Annotated in this window: 11 protein-coding genes, 2 tRNA genes and 3 rRNA genes; 9 read left to right on the plus strand and 7 right to left on the minus strand. The window is 43.1% G+C overall.

The window, feature by feature from the left end; all coding sequences use genetic code 11:
* Positions 1-1,431, plus strand: a complete 1,431-nt coding sequence (locus CA265_00005; protein ID ARS38167.1) for a chromosomal replication initiation protein DnaA — start codon at positions 1-3, stop codon at positions 1,429-1,431.
* Between the two features lie 133 nt (positions 1,432-1,564).
* On the opposite strand, the gene CA265_00010 is transcribed toward CA265_00005, so the two are convergent.
* From CA265_00010 to CA265_00030, 5 genes are all read right to left on the minus strand, one after another.
* The gene (locus tag CA265_00010; GenBank protein ID ARS38168.1) at positions 1,565-2,113 is read right to left on the minus strand and encodes a DNA mismatch repair protein MutT; all 549 of its coding nucleotides are present in this window, start codon (positions 2,111-2,113) and stop codon (positions 1,565-1,567) included.
* 39 nt (positions 2,114-2,152) lie between these two features.
* The gene (locus CA265_00015; GenBank protein ID ARS38169.1) at positions 2,153-2,542 is read right to left on the minus strand and encodes a hypothetical protein; all 390 of its coding nucleotides are present in this window, start codon (positions 2,540-2,542) and stop codon (positions 2,153-2,155) included.
* An 85-nt stretch (positions 2,543-2,627) separates the two neighbouring features.
* Positions 2,628-3,401 carry a methanol dehydrogenase gene (locus tag CA265_00020; protein ID ARS38170.1) on the minus strand — a complete coding sequence of 258 codons (774 nt, stop codon included), beginning with the start codon at positions 3,399-3,401 and terminating at the stop codon, positions 2,628-2,630.
* Between the two features lie 3 nt (positions 3,402-3,404).
* Positions 3,405-3,848 (minus strand): hypothetical protein, encoded by a 444-nt coding sequence (locus tag CA265_00025; protein ID ARS38171.1) that lies wholly within the window; start codon positions 3,846-3,848, stop codon positions 3,405-3,407.
* 82 nt (positions 3,849-3,930) lie between these two features.
* Entirely contained in the window at positions 3,931-4,512 is a 582-nt protein-coding gene (locus tag CA265_00030; GenBank protein ARS38172.1) for a LemA family protein, read from the minus strand.
* A 483-nt stretch (positions 4,513-4,995) separates the two neighbouring features.
* On the opposite strand from CA265_00030, the gene CA265_00035 reads away from it, so the two are divergent.
* From CA265_00035 to CA265_00045, 3 genes are read left to right on the plus strand one after another with little or no spacing between them, the layout of a single operon-like run.
* A complete protein-coding gene (locus CA265_00035) occupies positions 4,996-6,537 on the plus strand; it encodes an FAD-binding protein (protein ID ARS38173.1) in 1,542 nt (513 codons plus the stop codon).
* Positions 6,538-6,570: 33 nt separating this feature from the next.
* Positions 6,571-7,038: a hypothetical protein gene (locus tag CA265_00040; protein ID ARS38174.1), complete on the plus strand. Its 468-nt coding sequence runs from the start codon at positions 6,571-6,573 to the stop codon at positions 7,036-7,038.
* Between the two features lie 43 nt (positions 7,039-7,081).
* Positions 7,082-7,441 (plus strand): CoA-binding protein, encoded by a 360-nt coding sequence (locus tag CA265_00045; GenBank protein ID ARS38175.1) that lies wholly within the window; start codon positions 7,082-7,084, stop codon positions 7,439-7,441.
* Here the strand turns inward: CA265_00045 and CA265_00050 are convergent.
* Together CA265_00050 and CA265_00055 are read right to left on the minus strand one after the other, a co-directional pair.
* Positions 7,438-8,547: a hypothetical protein gene (locus tag CA265_00050; GenBank protein ARS38176.1), complete on the minus strand. Its 1,110-nt coding sequence runs from the start codon at positions 8,545-8,547 to the stop codon at positions 7,438-7,440. The genes CA265_00045 and CA265_00050 overlap by 4 nt on opposite strands.
* Complete coding sequence (locus tag CA265_00055) at positions 8,547-9,512, minus strand: hypothetical protein (GenBank protein ID ARS38177.1); 966 nt, start codon at positions 9,510-9,512, stop codon at positions 8,547-8,549. The genes CA265_00050 and CA265_00055 overlap by 1 nt, the downstream gene beginning before the upstream one ends.
* 976 nt (positions 9,513-10,488) lie before the next feature.
* Here CA265_00055 and CA265_00060 point away from each other — a divergent pair.
* From CA265_00060 to rrf, 5 genes are all read left to right on the plus strand, one after another.
* Positions 10,489-12,009, plus strand: a 16S ribosomal RNA gene (locus CA265_00060).
* 255 nt (positions 12,010-12,264) lie between these two features.
* Positions 12,265-12,339 (plus strand) — tRNA-Ile (locus tag CA265_00065).
* 17 nt (positions 12,340-12,356) lie between these two features.
* A tRNA-Ala gene (locus tag CA265_00070) sits at positions 12,357-12,433 on the plus strand.
* Between the two features lie 421 nt (positions 12,434-12,854).
* Positions 12,855-15,734, plus strand: a 23S ribosomal RNA gene (locus tag CA265_00075).
* A gap of 131 nt (positions 15,735-15,865) precedes the next feature.
* A 5S ribosomal RNA gene (rrf, locus tag CA265_00080) occupies positions 15,866-15,977 on the plus strand.
* The 16S, 23S and 5S rRNA genes sit together here with 2 tRNA genes alongside, the layout of an rRNA operon.
* Positions 15,978-16,003 lie beyond the last annotated feature (26 nt).

Here is a 16,003-nt window from a genome sequence, read left to right on the forward strand (position 1 = left end):
ATGGAAAAAACTTGTACAGAAGTATGGAAGAACTGTCTTCAAATTATTAAGGATAACATTCCGAGTCAAAGTTTCAAAACTTGGTTCGAGCCAATAACAGCCCTTAAATTGGAAGGTAAGGTTTTAACTATACAGGTGCCAAGTTTGTTCTTTTACGAATGGCTTGAAGAACATTATGTAGGCTTGCTCCGCAAGACTGTAAAGAAACAACTTGGAGAGGATGGCAGGTTGGAATATAACATCGTTGTAGATAAATCATCAAACAGCGGTAATCCTTATACTACCAATATGCCCTCAAATGGAAATGGAGCGGAGGCAAAGGTACAATCGATGCCGATTCCGGTTTCCATTAATAAGGATATTAAAAACCCATTTATTATCCCTGGATTAAAAAAATTAAATGTTGATCCACAATTAAACTCTAACTATACTTTCGAAAATTATATTGAGGGAGATTGCAACCGCTTGGCGCGTTCTGCAGGTTACGCTGTAGCTGCTAAACCAGGTGGTACATCTTTTAACCCTCTGATGATTTACGGTGGCGTAGGTTTGGGTAAAACACACCTGGCGCAGGCAATCGGTAACGAGATTAAACGCAGCATGCCAGATAAACTGGTGATCTATGTAAGCTGTGAGAAATTCTGCCAGCAGTTTGTAGATTCATTAAAAAACAACACCATTAACGATTTCGTTAATTTTTATCAGGCAATGGATGTAATCATTATGGATGATGTACATAACTTTGCCGGTAAAGAAAAAACACAGGATATTTTCTTCCACATTTTTAATCACCTGCACCAATCGGGCAAACAGGTCATCTTAACATCTGATAAAGCACCGAAAGATTTAGCTGGTTTGGAAGAGCGTTTGTTAAGCCGTTTTAAATGGGGGTTATCAGCAGATCTACAGATTCCTGATCTGGAAACCCGTATTGCTATTTTAAGAAAGAAAATGTATGCTGATGGTATTGAGTTACCAGGCGAGGTGGTAGAATATGTGGCACACAACATTGATAACAATGTACGTGAATTAGAAGGTGCTATGGTATCTCTTTTGGCACAGGCTACTTTGAATAAAAAAGAAATCGATTTAGCCCTTGCTAAGCAGATGTTGAAGAACTTCATTAAAAATACTTCTAAAGAAATTTCAATGGAATATATCCAGAAATTGGTTTGCGAGTATTTCGAGGTTCCTGTAGATATGGTTAAATCGCAAACACGTAAACGCGAAATTGTTCAGGCACGTCAGATTTCGATGTACCTTTCTAAAAGTCATACTAAATCATCGTTAAAAACGATTGGCGCTTTCTTCGGCGGTCGCGATCACAGTACCGTAATTTATGCTTGCCAAACCGTAGAAGATTTAATCGATACCGATAAAAAGTTTAAAGCTTACGTACACGATATCCAAAAGAAATTAAAAATGAGCTAAACCAGGTTCAGGAACAGAAAGGTAGAAGGGTTTAAATAAAATCTTTCGTTCCTGATCAAAAGTTAATGCATTAAACAATAAAGGCCAGATATTTTATCTGGCCTTTATTGTTTCTGTTTTTCTGTAAAATAAATTAAAGTTTCTCTAATTCTGCTAAGCCATATAATAAAGCCGCAACATGAAGTGCCTGGGCTATTTTATTATCCTTAATCAGTTGTTTTAGCTCATCAATGGTATACTCTTCAACATTTAATATTTCATGTTCATCTAAATGCTGTTCATGCGTTTTAATACCACCTGTCAGGAAATAGGTAAAGGTCCTGTTATCAGATGTTGCAGGATTGGGATAAAGCTCAGCTATAAGTTTGCAGGTTTTAAAACTGTAACCGGTTTCCTCTAAAAGTTCACGTTTAACAGCAAACTCAGGTGCTTCATCGCCATCAATTACACCGCCCGGAACTTCAAGTGAAACAATATCGGCTGCATGGCGGTACTGGCGTACCATGATTATTTTTCCTTCTTCAGTTAATGCAATCGCATTTACCCAGTTTGGATACTCTAAAACATAATAATCGTCTTTTATAATACCTCCGGGAAGTTTAACTTCGTCTACCCTCAAGGTAGCCCACTTCTCTCGTACTAAATATTTAGAGGCTATTTTCTGCCACTTTTCTATAATCATTGATGTATGTTGTTTTGTTTAGCGCCATGCAATAGGCGTTTAGCGCAAGTATTGTTGTATCGTTTTCTGACGGTGCAGGTTGACCAAATGTACAATCTTATGCCGATCTGACAGGTAATTATAAACTAAATTCAGCTTTGGGGCAATCATTTGGTTCCGATCCTGACTTATGCCCATTTCATAATATAGAAATTCGCTCAGTGAGTCGAGTTTTTCCGGAGGAAGGTTGCCCCCAGTCAACCAGTTTTCAAAAACAGCCAGCTCTTCACTTTCCAGAATTTCTTTTGGCAATTGAAAACCGCTTTCCATGGTTTCGTCAAAAAGCTGATTGGCTTCGGCCAACTTACCCTCTAATTTTAATCCCATAATACGGGCTAAAACCTGCGCAAGTTTCTGTATTTCTGCTGTGATTAAATCTCTTCTGTACATTATTGTTGTAATGTTTTAATCTGTTGGAAAGTGGTAACGTTCAAACGGAGTAGATTCTAACTTAATGACCAATGAACCAATGAATTTACCAGCTTCCGCTGCTACCACCACCACCAAAGCTTCCTCCGCCAAAACCACCGAATCCGCCACCGCCTCCGCCTGAAGAGCCGCCTCCCCAGCCACCGCTGCTTCGTCCACCGCCACCGCTTCCAAAAAGCATAGCCCAGAACAAAGCATTGGATGCACCCCGGCCACCAATTACTTCGCTGCCACCGCCACCACCTTTACGCATAATAATGATGATCACGATGACGATAATGATAATAATGATGATACTGCCTGAGCCACCTTTCTTTGAAGAAGCTTTTGGACTATCATTTTTATATTCGCCCCTGGTGTATTTTATAATCGAAGTAGTCGCTTCATCCAGGCCGGCATAATAATTTCCTGCTCTAAAATTGGGTTTAATGTCGTTGTCAATGATACGTTTGGCATAAATATCGGGTAATGCACCTTCTAAACCATAACCTGTTTGGATAGAGATTTTTCGATCGCCAACGGCCACAACGATCATAATGCCGTTGTTTTTGCCACTTTGGCCAACTCCCCATTTTCTGCCAAGTTCTACAGCGTATTCGTTAATATCATAATCACCGACTGATTTTAGTATCGCTACGGCAATCTGTGTGGAAGACGAATCATTAAAAGCTACTAATTTAGTTTCCAGTTGCTGCTTCTGATCGGATGATAATACATTAGCGTAATCATTAACCAGTGTGTTCGGTTTTTCTGGAAAATCCTGTGCAAAGGCAAAAGTGAATAATAAACTCAGTAACGAGAAAAGGAATATTTTCTTCATCGTTTATTTGTGTTCTAGGTTATCCATAAAAACAATATCATTTGGCAATTCATTAATATCGCCTTTTTGAGGTGGGAAGAACAAGGCTAGCTTTTCTCCGGCCAACGCTACACCTGCAATAATGCCATCGGCTAAATTGCCTTTTGCAAAGTGTGCAGTCATCGCTATTTTAGCTGTTTCCCAAAAATTTTCAGGTACTACCTGGTTGATGCCTACATCGCCAATAATGGCAAATTTATGATCGGCATGTGCCAGATAAATCAGCACCCCATTTCTTTTAGCTGTTTTGTCCATATCCAGCTTGGTGAAATACTCGATAGCTTTCTCGTATGGATCGCCTGCGCAATGTTTGTCAATAGCTATCCTAATTTCTCCGGAAGTTGCTCTTTCTGAATCGGAAATCGCGTTTGCTATTTTTTCTTGTTCAATATCTGAAAATAACGACATATGCTTATTATGTATGAAGTAAAAAGGGTAATAAATGCTTTTTAATAAACATTCACTACCCTTATATATTGTGTGGAGAATATTAAAATTCTACTTTAGGGGCGTCTTTTGCAGTAGCATCGGCCTCAAAATATCCTTTAGCTTTAAAGCCGAACATGCCAGCAGTTAAATTGGTTGGGAACGATCTGATTTTACCATTATACTCCTGTACCGCATCATTAAAATCTTTACGGGCAACGGTAATCCTGTTTTCGGTACTTTCTAACTGTGCCGATAAATCACTGAATTGCTGTGTAGCCCTTAGTTCAGGATAGTTTTCGGTAATCGATAATAGTTTGCCTAAAGCCTGGCTCAATTGTCCTTGAGCTGCCTGGTATTTCTGAATGTTTTCTGGTGTCAGTTCATCCGCTTTAACCGTCATCTGTGTTGCTTTTGCACGTGCTTCGGTTACAGCAGTTAAAGTACCCTGCTCAAATTTAGCCGCGCCTTTTACCGTAGCTACCAGGTTCGGAATTAAATCTGCTCTTCTTTGATACTGGGTTTGCACAGTTCCCCATTTCGATTTAACGTTTTCATCAAGTTTAACCATGCTATTATATCCGCATGAACTTAAAGTGCTCACTGCAATAACTGCAGCTAAAATTCCAAATATTAATCTTTTCATTTTTATGGTTTTTGTCTTTTTAATAGAATTGATTTATGGTCAATTTACGAATTAGATATCAAATTGCATGCCTTTGTTACACTTTCAATAATTATCTGCCAGGTTGGCAAGCTTAGGGTAATGTTTAAACTGATGTTTTTGTTTTGAAGCGCAAGGACATTCGCTTTTTTTAATGTTTGCTCCCGCTCTTTGCTTTACTTCGTGTCCGCTCCGATCGGGGGCTAAAAACTTTGGGCTGTGGCACGGAAAGCCTGCATAGTAGCAACAAAGCCGCCATCTAAACCCGAACGAATGGATCGCGACGTAAAGTCGGGAGGAGGTAGAGCGGGAAGAAAGTGGCTTATGGAATACTGCGGTGGCTTTCCAAAAAAACATAAAAGCATTACTTTAGTCTGCTGATAATTTTTAGTCATATTTTGAAATCATCAAATATGCTATCAGTTGCCTATCTTTGTACCGTTCGGGATAAAAACCTGACATGATATGCAAAAAGACATCGAAATTACGTTGCTCCCGCACGAGGTAGAGCAAACAGAGTTGATTAAGCAGAAGCTGGCTGAAGCCTTAAAATTGCCTGGATCAAGAATTAAAGGTTATGAAATCCTGAAACGATCGATAGATGCCCGCTCCCGAAAAGTGATATTCCGACTTCAGGTAAAAGTTTTTGTCGATGAGGAAGCCATTCCCGAAGTATACACCATTAACTATAAAAATGTAAGCGATGCCAAACCCGTAATTATAATCGGCGCTGGTCCGGCCGGGTTATTTGCAGCTTTACAGTGTATCGAAAATGGATTAAAACCCATTATGATCGAACGTGGCAAAGATGTAAAGCAACGCCGCAGAGATTTAGCTGCCATAAATAAGCAGGGATTAGTGAATACCGAATCTAATTATTGTTATGGCGAGGGTGGCGCAGGAACCTATTCGGATGGTAAACTGTATACCCGATCGAATAAACGGGGTGATATTAATAAAGTACTTCAGGTTTTTGTAAACCATGGCGCAGAAGCTGATATTGCTACCGATGCCCGTCCACATATTGGCACGAATAAACTTCCACATATTATCACTGCTATCAAAGATACCATCCTGAATGCCGGGGGCGAGGTGATGTTCGATAGCCGGATGACTGATATTTTAATTGAATTCGGAAAAGTAAAAGGAATTGAGATCAATTTTGAAGAAAAGTTGTTCGCTGATGATATTATCCTGGCAACAGGTCATTCTGCGAGAGATGTGTACGAATTGTTGAACAGTAAAAATATCCTGATTGAGGCCAAACCATTTGCTTTAGGTGTGCGGATTGAGCATCCTCAGGAAATTATTGATTCTGCCCAGTACCATTGTGATATCCGGTCCGAATTCTTACCGCCTGCTTATTATAGTTTAGTTGAGCAGGTTGGTAGCCGTGGGGTGTTTTCTTTTTGCATGTGTCCGGGGGGGATTATTGCACCTTGTTCCACCGGCGAAAATGAAATTGTGGTAAATGGCTGGTCGCCATCTAAAAGGAATAATCCTTATGCCAATTCAGGCACCGTAGTACAGGTTACCTTAAATGATGTTCAGGGCTACGATCCGCTTAGGATGTTGCACTTCCAATCTGAAATTGAAAAAATGGCTTTTGAGGCTGGTGGTGGCAACTTAGTAGCGCCTGCACAAAGAATGGTGGATTTTGTGAACAATAAACTATCGATCGATTTACCGAAGAATTCTTATCTGCCGGGAACCAAAAGTTCGATGCTCGATAATATTTTACCCGATTTCGTATCAGATAGTTTACGCGCTGCATTGCCTTTGTTTGGGAAAAAGATTAGAGGTTATTATACAAATGAAGCTATTTTGGTGGGGGTAGAGAGCAGAACGTCTTCTCCGGTCAGAATTCCGAGAGATAAAGAAACTTACCAGCATCCTCAGGTAAAGGGTTTGTATCCTTGCGCAGAAGGCGCAGGTTACGCGGGTGGGATTGTATCGGCAGCCATAGATGGAATTAACTGTGCAAATGCAATATTAAACGCATCTTAACAAACTTTATATGGCCCCAATTGTTGTTTAGGTATGTTTAATATTACAAACGAAATTAAAAAGGCATTTAATGGCGATGCCTGGCATGGGAACCATGTAATGCAAACGCTGAATAACGTTAACCCCGAAAGTGCCTTTAGTCACTTTGTGCCGGGTGCACATTCTATTGCTGAAATTGCTTTGCACTTAACGGCCTGGACAGAAGAAGTGACTTCAAGACTGAGTGGGAAACCAGCAACAGAACCCGCAATGGGCGATTGGCCAATGCCCGAAAGCAGGACACCTAAGGCTTGGGAGCGTATTATCTTTAATTTTAAAATTGCAAACGAAGAACTCATCCGCCTTTGTGAAACCATAAAAAATAATCAATGGGACGATGAAGTGAAGAGTGAGCGAAATCCGACTTTGGGAACAGGTGTAACCAATGCCGAGCTTTTAAGTGGTTTGGCACAACACCACGCTTACCATTCCGGTCAAATTGCTTTACTTTCTAAATTTTAATATTTATCCGTGTAATCTCTCCATCTGTGTAATCAATTTCAAAATGAAAAAGACACTTATAATCGGCGCATCGCCAAACCCTTCAAGATATGCCTATAAAGCAGCCAATATGCTCAAGCGCTTCAATCACGAAATTGTTAATGTGGGCATAAAAAAAGGAGAGGTTGCAGGCGTAGAAATTGAAGAACCGGGTCTGATCCACACCGATATCGATACCATAACCCTGTATATTGGCCCATCCTTACAGGCTCAATACCACGATTATATCCTGGAAACCAAACCAAAGCGGGTCATTTTCAATCCGGGAACTGAAAATTACGAGCTCGAAAAACTATTGGATCAACACAACATCGAACCAGTTGAGGCCTGTACTTTGGTATTGTTAAGCACAGGACAATATTAAAATCTATAAACTACGCCCCAGTTTACATAATCTGCCTGGGCAAAATGCATATAGGTTTTAGCCTGCAAGCCAATATGAGGTGTAATGTTAAAAGTGGGTCCGAAGGTCCAGTACCAGGTCGCTTTATCCATTAATCTGTTATAATGGATATATTTTCCAATCTGCGCGGCAACAGTAACACGCCATAGGTTGATATCGGCACCAATACTGATCCCTGTACGCCATTTATCATAAGAAGTACCGTAGTTCTGGAAGGTTTCTCCATAATTATTCGGATCAAATACAGAATAATAATATACAGCATCAGCACCTGCTTTAAGCGACATTACATCGTTCAGGTAAAAATTGTAGCCGGCATATAATCCACTTTTGTATAAACTTTTTGTTCTGTTACCAAATACACCCCTTGCGCCTAAACCTGCACTAAGCTCAATAGAATTACGCTGTAAAGTGGTGTAGGTACTTTTTCGTTCAGCAGTTAATGTTTTCGGATTGTTGAGTTTAAGTCCGACGTAAATATTTCCGGTATTCAATCCCCCGTTCGGAACAGTGGCGCCTCCGTTGGATACATGCAAAAAACCGAGACCTACTAATAAATCGGCGTATTTGCTCATCGGCAGCTCCATTCCTAAATCTGCTTTAATGGTTTCGTTAATCGGACTTCCCAGAAATCTGTTTTTGGTATTATTAAAGTAATACTTGTTTGTATAACCCAAACCAACGCCTGGAGTAAAATTAAATTTAGCTTTTCCAATTTTGAATATTTGAAAATCCATCTGAGCCACCAGGCCATATACCTGCCCAAAAGCATTGGCCGAAGTATCTTTTGTGCCTTTCAGTTTGCTCAGGTTTCTAAAAACAAATCCGATGCCATAAGATTTGGCGCCACCAAATCCGATCCACTTATCACTGTTCTGGCTGATGTCCTTAAAATAAGCCGCATCAAATCCTGTAATCTGATCCTGAAACAAGTGTCCCTGATCATTATTTACATGCGTACCAAATATGGGTTTAAGAATAATCGAATGATTTTCCGGGGCAATTTGAGCCTGGACAGATGCTAAGCCTATAATAACGAGAATAAAAAAGAGTAGTTGTTTTTTCATTAGCTTTTACTAAAACGGTAAGCAAGACTATAAAAGGCGTAGCGGTAACCAGTGGCACTGTTTTTAACTTCGTTCGAAGTAAAAGTAGCGGTATAATTTGCGGTCCAGCGCGCAATGGCGAAAGTTAACCCCACCTGCGTGGTAAAAACAATTGGTTTGGGTTTAAAGGTAATTGGCCCTTTATCATTCAAAAATAATCCCCCTTGCAAACTCGAATCGAAAGCAACCGCATGTAAGTGCGGGCTAACGGAAAGGAAAAGTTCGTATTTGCGTTCTGCTTTGTTCATATGGTTATTACTCACCAGGCTATTAAAAGCCGACGAACCATCCATATCGTTAAATCTGCCCAGGCGGAACATTGCGCCAAGATTTGCTTTTGTAATCACGTTACCAACCGCTGCGGAAGTTGTTCCCGTAATATCGAATATTTTATTGTTTGTGCTCAATAAAAGCCTATTGTACTCTACCCCCAGGTTTAATGTTGGTTCGCTGTTTAAGCCATACTCCCATCCTTCAATCTGATTTTGGCCAACCAGTTTATGAAATGCTTTCTGAAACTCTTCACCCAAAGCATCTTTTCCGGTAAGTCCAATCTGTGCAGAAACCTTTAGCATTTGTTTGTTGGTATAAAAACGGCTATAATTTGCTTCGCCATAAAGATATGCTGTAAAAGGGCGGTCGTGTAGGGCAGGGTTTGGTACAAAGCTGTAATACGGATTGTATATTTTTTGACCAAGTTCGAAACCGATAATCTCTTTGCTTCGCCCTGCTTTTAAATGCGCTCCATCCAGGGCATGCCTGTATTTAATAAAAGCACCATTTGTATAATAACGATCACTGGTGATGTCGATATAAGCATCGTTCTCAGAGATAATAACGAGCTCATTTTTATAATTTTGCGCATAACCGATTTCTACTATGCTGATAAACAGCAGAGAAAGGTATAGTTTGAGCATCAACTTCATTTATTTAGATGGTTTAATAAAGCCATAAAAGTATTAATTATTGTTCAAAAATTCGATACGATAGTTGTTCGACTTAATTGCTGCTCATATATTAGGTAAGGTGTTTATTTATAATTCTTTTTTAGTAAAGCAGGTTTAGTGCTACTATCCAGGTTGGTTCCTGCTTTTCATTCCAAGTCCTCGCTGCGCTGTGGGCTTTTCATTTCAATCAGGTTTATTTTGCAGGGGCTGACTGGCTGCAGGGAAAACTTCAGGATTGTTTGGGGGCGGTGCGCCAATAAACACTTGTTTCCTTAAAAAGTTTTAACCATCGGCATATTTTTTCTGTCTGTAAGCCATAGGGTTACGTTAATCCCCGCCCCATTCCATAAAAATGTTTTGTGTGTACGATAAAAAATCCTACTTTTGCATCCCGCTTCGGAGGAAGGGTTTTGATTGAAAGGATGGCATTAGGGCGAGTGGGTCGAGATTTATTTTAAAATAAATATTGTGGGAGAGGAAAAGATTGCTACCTTTGCAGCCCGGTTCGGAAGGACGGAAAGCTGGTTAACACCGGTATATTGAAATAAGGGGAGGGGAAAAAAAGAAGACAGAAAAAATAAAATTTATTTTATTTGGAAGTTTAAGAAAGATCCTTACCTTTGCACTCCCAACGATAAGGAAGGGTAAAAAAATCGGAACGGCGGATGTCGGGAAGATAACAAAACAAGATTGAAACGGGTTGAAACACAGGTTGGACGAATAAGACCGGCCGGAACTGAAACCGAAGATATATAACTGATCGGCCGCGAGGTTTACAGATCAACAAGTTCTTAAAAGAGATGTCAATGTAGCGTAGCGAGGTAATGGAGTACCGATCAAAGTACATGATTACGTAGCTTTATTTTAAAGGTGGTGTCTAACAGACAACATAAAAAAAGAAGACTATTTTTAACAATAGTTAAAACTGGTCAGCATCTTACAACACATTTTACAATGGAGAGTTTGATCCTGGCTCAGGATGAACGCTAGCGGCAGGCCTAATACATGCAAGTCGAACGAGATTATCCAGCTTGCTGGATATGAAAGTGGCGCACGGGTGCGTAACGCGTATGCAACCTACCTTTATCTGGGGGATAGCCCGGAGAAATCCGGATTAATACCGCATAAAATCACAGGATGGCATTATCCAATGATCAAACATTTATGGGATGAAGATGGGCATGCGTGTCATTAGCTAGTTGGCGGGGTAACGGCCCACCAAGGCGACGATGACTAGGGGATCTGAGAGGATGGCCCCCCACACTGGTACTGAGACACGGACCAGACTCCTACGGGAGGCAGCAGTAAGGAATATTGGTCAATGGAGGCAACTCTGAACCAGCCATGCCGCGTGCAGGAAGACTGCCCTATGGGTTGTAAACTGCTTTTATCCGGGAATAAACCTATTTACGTGTAAATAGCTGAATGTACCGGAAGAATAAGGATCGGCTAACTCCGTGCCAGCAGCCGCGGTAATACGGAGGATCCAAGCGTTATCCGGATTTATTGGGTTTAAAGGGTGCGTAGGCGGCCTGTTAAGTCAGGGGTGAAAGACGGTAGCTCAACTATCGCAGTGCCCTTGATACTGATGGGCTTGAATGGACTAGAGGTAGGCGGAATGAGACAAGTAGCGGTGAAATGCATAGATATGTCTCAGAACACCGATTGCGAAGGCAGCTTACTATGGTCTTATTGACGCTGAGGCACGAAAGCGTGGGGATCAAACAGGATTAGATACCCTGGTAGTCCACGCCCTAAACGATGAACACTCGCTGTTGGCGATACACAGTCAGCGGCTAAGCGAAAGCGTTAAGTGTTCCACCTGGGGAGTACGCTCGCAAGAGTGAAACTCAAAGGAATTGACGGGGGCCCGCACAAGCGGAGGAGCATGTGGTTTAATTCGATGATACGCGAGGAACCTTACCCGGGCTTGAAAGTTAGTGAATGATCTAGAGATAGATCAGTGAGCAATCACACGAAACTAGGTGCTGCATGGCTGTCGTCAGCTCGTGCCGTGAGGTGTTGGGTTAAGTCCCGCAACGAGCGCAACCCCTATGTTTAGTTGCCAGCATGTAATGATGGGGACTCTAAACAGACTGCCTGTGCAAACAGAGAGGAAGGAGGGGACGACGTCAAGTCATCATGGCCCTTACGTCCGGGGCTACACACGTGCTACAATGGATGGTACAGAGGGCAGCTAGCCGGCAACGGTATGCGAATCTCACAAAGCCATTCACAGTTCGGATTGGGGTCTGCAACTCGACCCCATGAAGTTGGATTCGCTAGTAATCGCGTATCAGCAATGACGCGGTGAATACGTTCCCGGGCCTTGTACACACCGCCCGTCAAGCCATGGAAGTTGGGGGTACCTAAAGTATGTAACCGCAAGGAGCGTCCTAGGGTAAAACCGATAACTGGGGCTAAGTCGTAACAAGGTAGCCGTACCGGAAGGTGCGGCTGGAATACCTCCTTTCTGGAGTAGCACCGCCTACTCGCCACGCAACATGATATTTCTAAATAAGGTAGAAGGTAATAAGGTAGAAGGCTTAAGGCCACCATGCCATACCATATACTTTAAAAAACACAAGAGAAAAAAAGAAACACCCAGAAGACAACGGTGTGCCATAGCTTAAGTGCAAAGCATAACGGAACCTAAAGATGGGGAAAGCCAAAGGAAAGCAGTAGCGGTAAGATACTATATACTGCATACGATAGCCGACCTTAAATCAACAGTCCCGTAGCTCAGCCTGGTTAGAGCACTACACTGATAATGTAGGGGTCTCCAGTTCAAATCTGGACGGGACTACACATTTACATCCTTTTGGGGGATTAGCTCAGCTGGCTAGAGCGCCTGCCTTGCACGCAGGAGGTCAACGGTTCGACTCCGTTATTCTCCACCATTAAGGTTGAGGGTTAAAAGGTAGAGGGTATAGGGTAAGGCCTATAGCTGAAACAAACCACAACATAGTACAAAGATTACCGGGATCGGTAATATACATTGACATAAAGATTAAGAAGAAACGCCATGGGGCACAGATGTAATAAAAGAAAACATCTGAAACGGTTCGAGACCGCAGTTTTTACTAATAAGGCTGAAACGAGGCTTAGTTAGGGGACAATGAAACCCCCTACCTTTATACCCTCCACCTTCAACCTTAATAAAGTTCTTTGACATATTGGAAGAAGTTAAAAAAGAAGAGCAAACAACAATAGGCGACTGTTGTGTTTGTGCTCACCGGAAGAAGGAGCAATCCAGACAACGGTATGAGACATCATAACAAGAGCAAAAAAGCATACCATACGGCGCAAAAGGCGTATGAGTAGAAGAAAGTAATAAAGAGTACACGGGGGATGCCTTGGCTCTCAGAGGCGATGAAGGACGTGATAAGCTGCGATAAGCTTCGGGTATTTGCAAATAGGAATTGATCCGAAGATTTCCGAATGGGGCAACCCGGCTAGTTGAAGACTAGTCACATATAATGAGCAAACCTGCCGAACTGAAACATCTAAGTAAGCAGAGGAAGAGAAAATAACAATGATTTCCTAAGTAGTGGCGAGCGAAAGGGAAAGAGCCCAAACCTACTTTGTTACGGCAAAGTGGGGGTTGTAGGACTGCGTTGTGGCATTAGCAAACAGAAGTGGAATGGGATGGGAAGCCCAGCGATACACGGTGATAGCCCGGTACACGTATAGAATGCTAGCCTAGCAGTATCCTGAGTACCGCGAGGTCGGAGACGCCTTGTGGGAATCTGCCGGCACCATCCGGTAAGGCTAAATACTCCTGAGAGACCGATAGTGAACCAGTACCGTGAGGGAAAGGTGAAAAGAACCCCGAACAGGGGAGTGAAATAGAACCTGAAACCGTGTACTTACAAGCGGTCGGAGCGTACAAGTTGCGTGACGGCGTGCCTTTTGCATAATGAGCCTACGAGTTACTCCTCTCTGGCAAGGTTAAGTGCTTCAGGCACGGATCCGAAGCGAAAGCGAGTCTGAATAGGGCGTATAGTCAGAGGGGGTAGACGCGAAACCTTGTGATCTACCCATGGACAGGTTGAAGGTGCGGTAACACGTACTGGAGGACCGAACCGATAAACGTTGAAAAGTTTCCGGATGATCTGTGGGTAGGGGTGAAAGGCTAATCAAACTGGGAAATAGCTCGTACTCCCCGAAATGTTTTTAGGAACAGCGTGGATATTAAGTTTCATAGAGGTAGAGCTACTGATTGGGTGCGGGGGAGTCAAATCCTACCAAATCCAGACAAACTCCGAATGCTATGAAATATGATCTGCAGTGAGGCGCGGGGTGCTAAGGTCACGCGCCGAGAGGGAAAGAACCCAGACCATCAGCTAAGGTCCCCAAGTTACAGTTAAGTTGAACTAACGAGGTCCGATTGCACAGACAGCTAGGATGTTGGCTTGGAAGCAGCCATTCATTTAAAGAGTGCGTAACAGCTCACTAGTCGAGCGATCGGGCATGGATAATAAACGGGCATTAAACTGTACACCGAAGCTATGGGATTGAAATATATCGGTAGGGGAGCATTCTAGCGGCAGCGAAGGTACCTGGTAATGGGTGCTGGAGCTTCTAGAAAAGCAAATGTAGGCATAAGTAACGATAAGGCGGGAGAGAAACCCGCCCACCGAAAGGATAAGGTTTCCTGATCAACGCTAATCGGATCAGGGTCAGTCGGGACCTAAGGAGAACCCGAAGGGGAAATTCGATGGACAACTGGTTAATATTCCAGTACTTTTTATAACTGCGATGTGGGGACGGAGTAGTGACACTGCCGCGATCTGACGGAATAGATCGTTAAAGACAGTAGGTATTAGAACGGTAGGCAAATCCGCCGATCTAGCTGAAAGTCGATAGTACCGCAAGCCTTCGGGTGAGTGGATAGTGCAGGTAATCAGACTTCCAAGAAAAACCGCTAAGCTTCAGGTTATAAAAACCCGTACCGCAAACCGACACAGGTATCCGGGAAGAGGATTCTAAGGTGCTCGAGTGAATCATGGCTAAGGAACTCGGCAAAATGGCCCTGTAACTTCGGGAGAAGGGGCGCTGGCAGCAATGTCAGCCGCAGTGAAAAGGCCCAGGCGACTGTTTAACAAAAACACATGGCTTTGCAAAATCGAAAGATGAGGTATAAGGCCTGACACCTGCCCGGTGCTGGAAGGTTAAGAGGGGATGTCATCCGCAAGGAGAAGCATTGAATCGAAGCCCCAGTAAACGGCGGCCGTAACTATAACGGTCCTAAGGTAGCGAAATTCCTTGTCGGGTAAGTTCCGACCTGCACGAATGGTGTAACGATCTGGGCGCTGTCTCAGCCATGAGCTCGGTGAAATTGTGGTCCCGGTGAAGACGCCGGGTACCCGCAACGGGACGGAAAGACCCCATGCACCTTCACTACAATTTAACATTGACATTGGATACAGGATGTGTAGGATAGGTGGGAGGCTTTGAAGCGGCGTCGCTAGGCGTCGTGGAGCCAACGTTGAAATACCACCCTTTCTGTATTCGGTGTCTAATCCCGTACTTACGGGAGACATTGTTTGATGGGTAGTTTGACTGGGGTGGTCGCCTCCAAAAAGGTAACGGAGGCTTTCAAAGGTAAGCTCAGTACGCTTGGTAACCGTACGCGGAGTGCAATAGCATAAGCTTGCTTGACTGTGAGACAGACAAGTCGATCAGGGTCGAAAGACGGATATAGTGATCCGGTGGTTCTGCATGGAAGGGCCATCGCTCAAAGGATAAAAGGTACGCTGGGGATAACAGGCTGATCTCCCCCAAGAGCTCATATCGACGGGGAGGTTTGGCACCTCGATGTCGGCTCGTCACATCCTGGGGCTGGAGAAGGTCCCAAGGGTTCGGCTGTTCGCCGATTAAAGTGGCACGCGAGCTGGGTTCAGAACGTCGCGAGACAGTTCGGTCCCTATCTGTTGTGGGCGTAGGAATTTTGAGTGGGGCTGACCTTAGTACGAGAGGACCGGGTTGGACTAGCCTCTAGTGAATCTGTTGTTCCGCCAGGGGCATTGCAGAGTAGCTACGCTGGGAATAGATAAGCGCTGAAAGCATCTAAGTGCGAAACTAGCCACGAGATGAGAATTCCATATAGGACCGTAGCAGACTACTACGTTGATAGGCTACAGATGTAAAGCTGGCGACAGCACAGTCGAGTAGTACTAATCATCCGAAGCTTTCAAAGCAAACAGACTGTTGTTTGTTCTTCATAATAACTTCTTTCAATCATGTTTAAGGTTTAAGGCGAAAGGCAGATAGGCATAAGGGTAAACCTTATACCCTACAACCCTCCACCTTCTACCTCAATAAAATATTTAGGTGCCTATATCGGTGGTGTCCACCTCTTCCCATTCCGAACAGAGAAGTTAAGCCCACCAGAGCCGATGGTACTGCGGTAACACGTGGGAGAGTAGGTCGGTGCCAAATCTTAAAAGAAACCCTTTAACAGCAAT

The sequence above is a fragment of the Sphingobacteriaceae bacterium GW460-11-11-14-LB5 genome (assembly GCA_002151545.1).
In the GTDB taxonomy this organism is placed as follows: Bacteria; Bacteroidota; Bacteroidia; order Sphingobacteriales; family Sphingobacteriaceae; genus Pedobacter.

Coding starts and splice junctions, on each gene's coding strand:
- CA265_00005 (ARS38167.1), top strand. CDS start 1: ATGGAAAAAACTTGTACAGAAGTATGGAAGAACTGTCTTCAAATTATT.
- CA265_00010 (ARS38168.1), bottom strand. CDS start 2,113: ATGATTATAGAAAAGTGGCAGAAAATAGCCTCTAAATATTTAGTACGA.
- CA265_00015 (ARS38169.1), bottom strand. CDS start 2,542: ATGTACAGAAGAGATTTAATCACAGCAGAAATACAGAAACTTGCGCAG.
- CA265_00020 (ARS38170.1), bottom strand. CDS start 3,401: ATGAAGAAAATATTCCTTTTCTCGTTACTGAGTTTATTATTCACTTTT.
- CA265_00025 (ARS38171.1), bottom strand. CDS start 3,848: ATGTCGTTATTTTCAGATATTGAACAAGAAAAAATAGCAAACGCGATT.
- CA265_00030 (ARS38172.1), bottom strand. CDS start 4,512: ATGAAAAGATTAATATTTGGAATTTTAGCTGCAGTTATTGCAGTGAGC.
- CA265_00035 (ARS38173.1), top strand. CDS start 4,996: ATGCAAAAAGACATCGAAATTACGTTGCTCCCGCACGAGGTAGAGCAA.
- CA265_00040 (ARS38174.1), top strand. CDS start 6,571: ATGTTTAATATTACAAACGAAATTAAAAAGGCATTTAATGGCGATGCC.
- CA265_00045 (ARS38175.1), top strand. CDS start 7,082: ATGAAAAAGACACTTATAATCGGCGCATCGCCAAACCCTTCAAGATAT.
- CA265_00050 (ARS38176.1), bottom strand. CDS start 8,547: ATGAAAAAACAACTACTCTTTTTTATTCTCGTTATTATAGGCTTAGCA.
- CA265_00055 (ARS38177.1), bottom strand. CDS start 9,512: ATGAAGTTGATGCTCAAACTATACCTTTCTCTGCTGTTTATCAGCATA.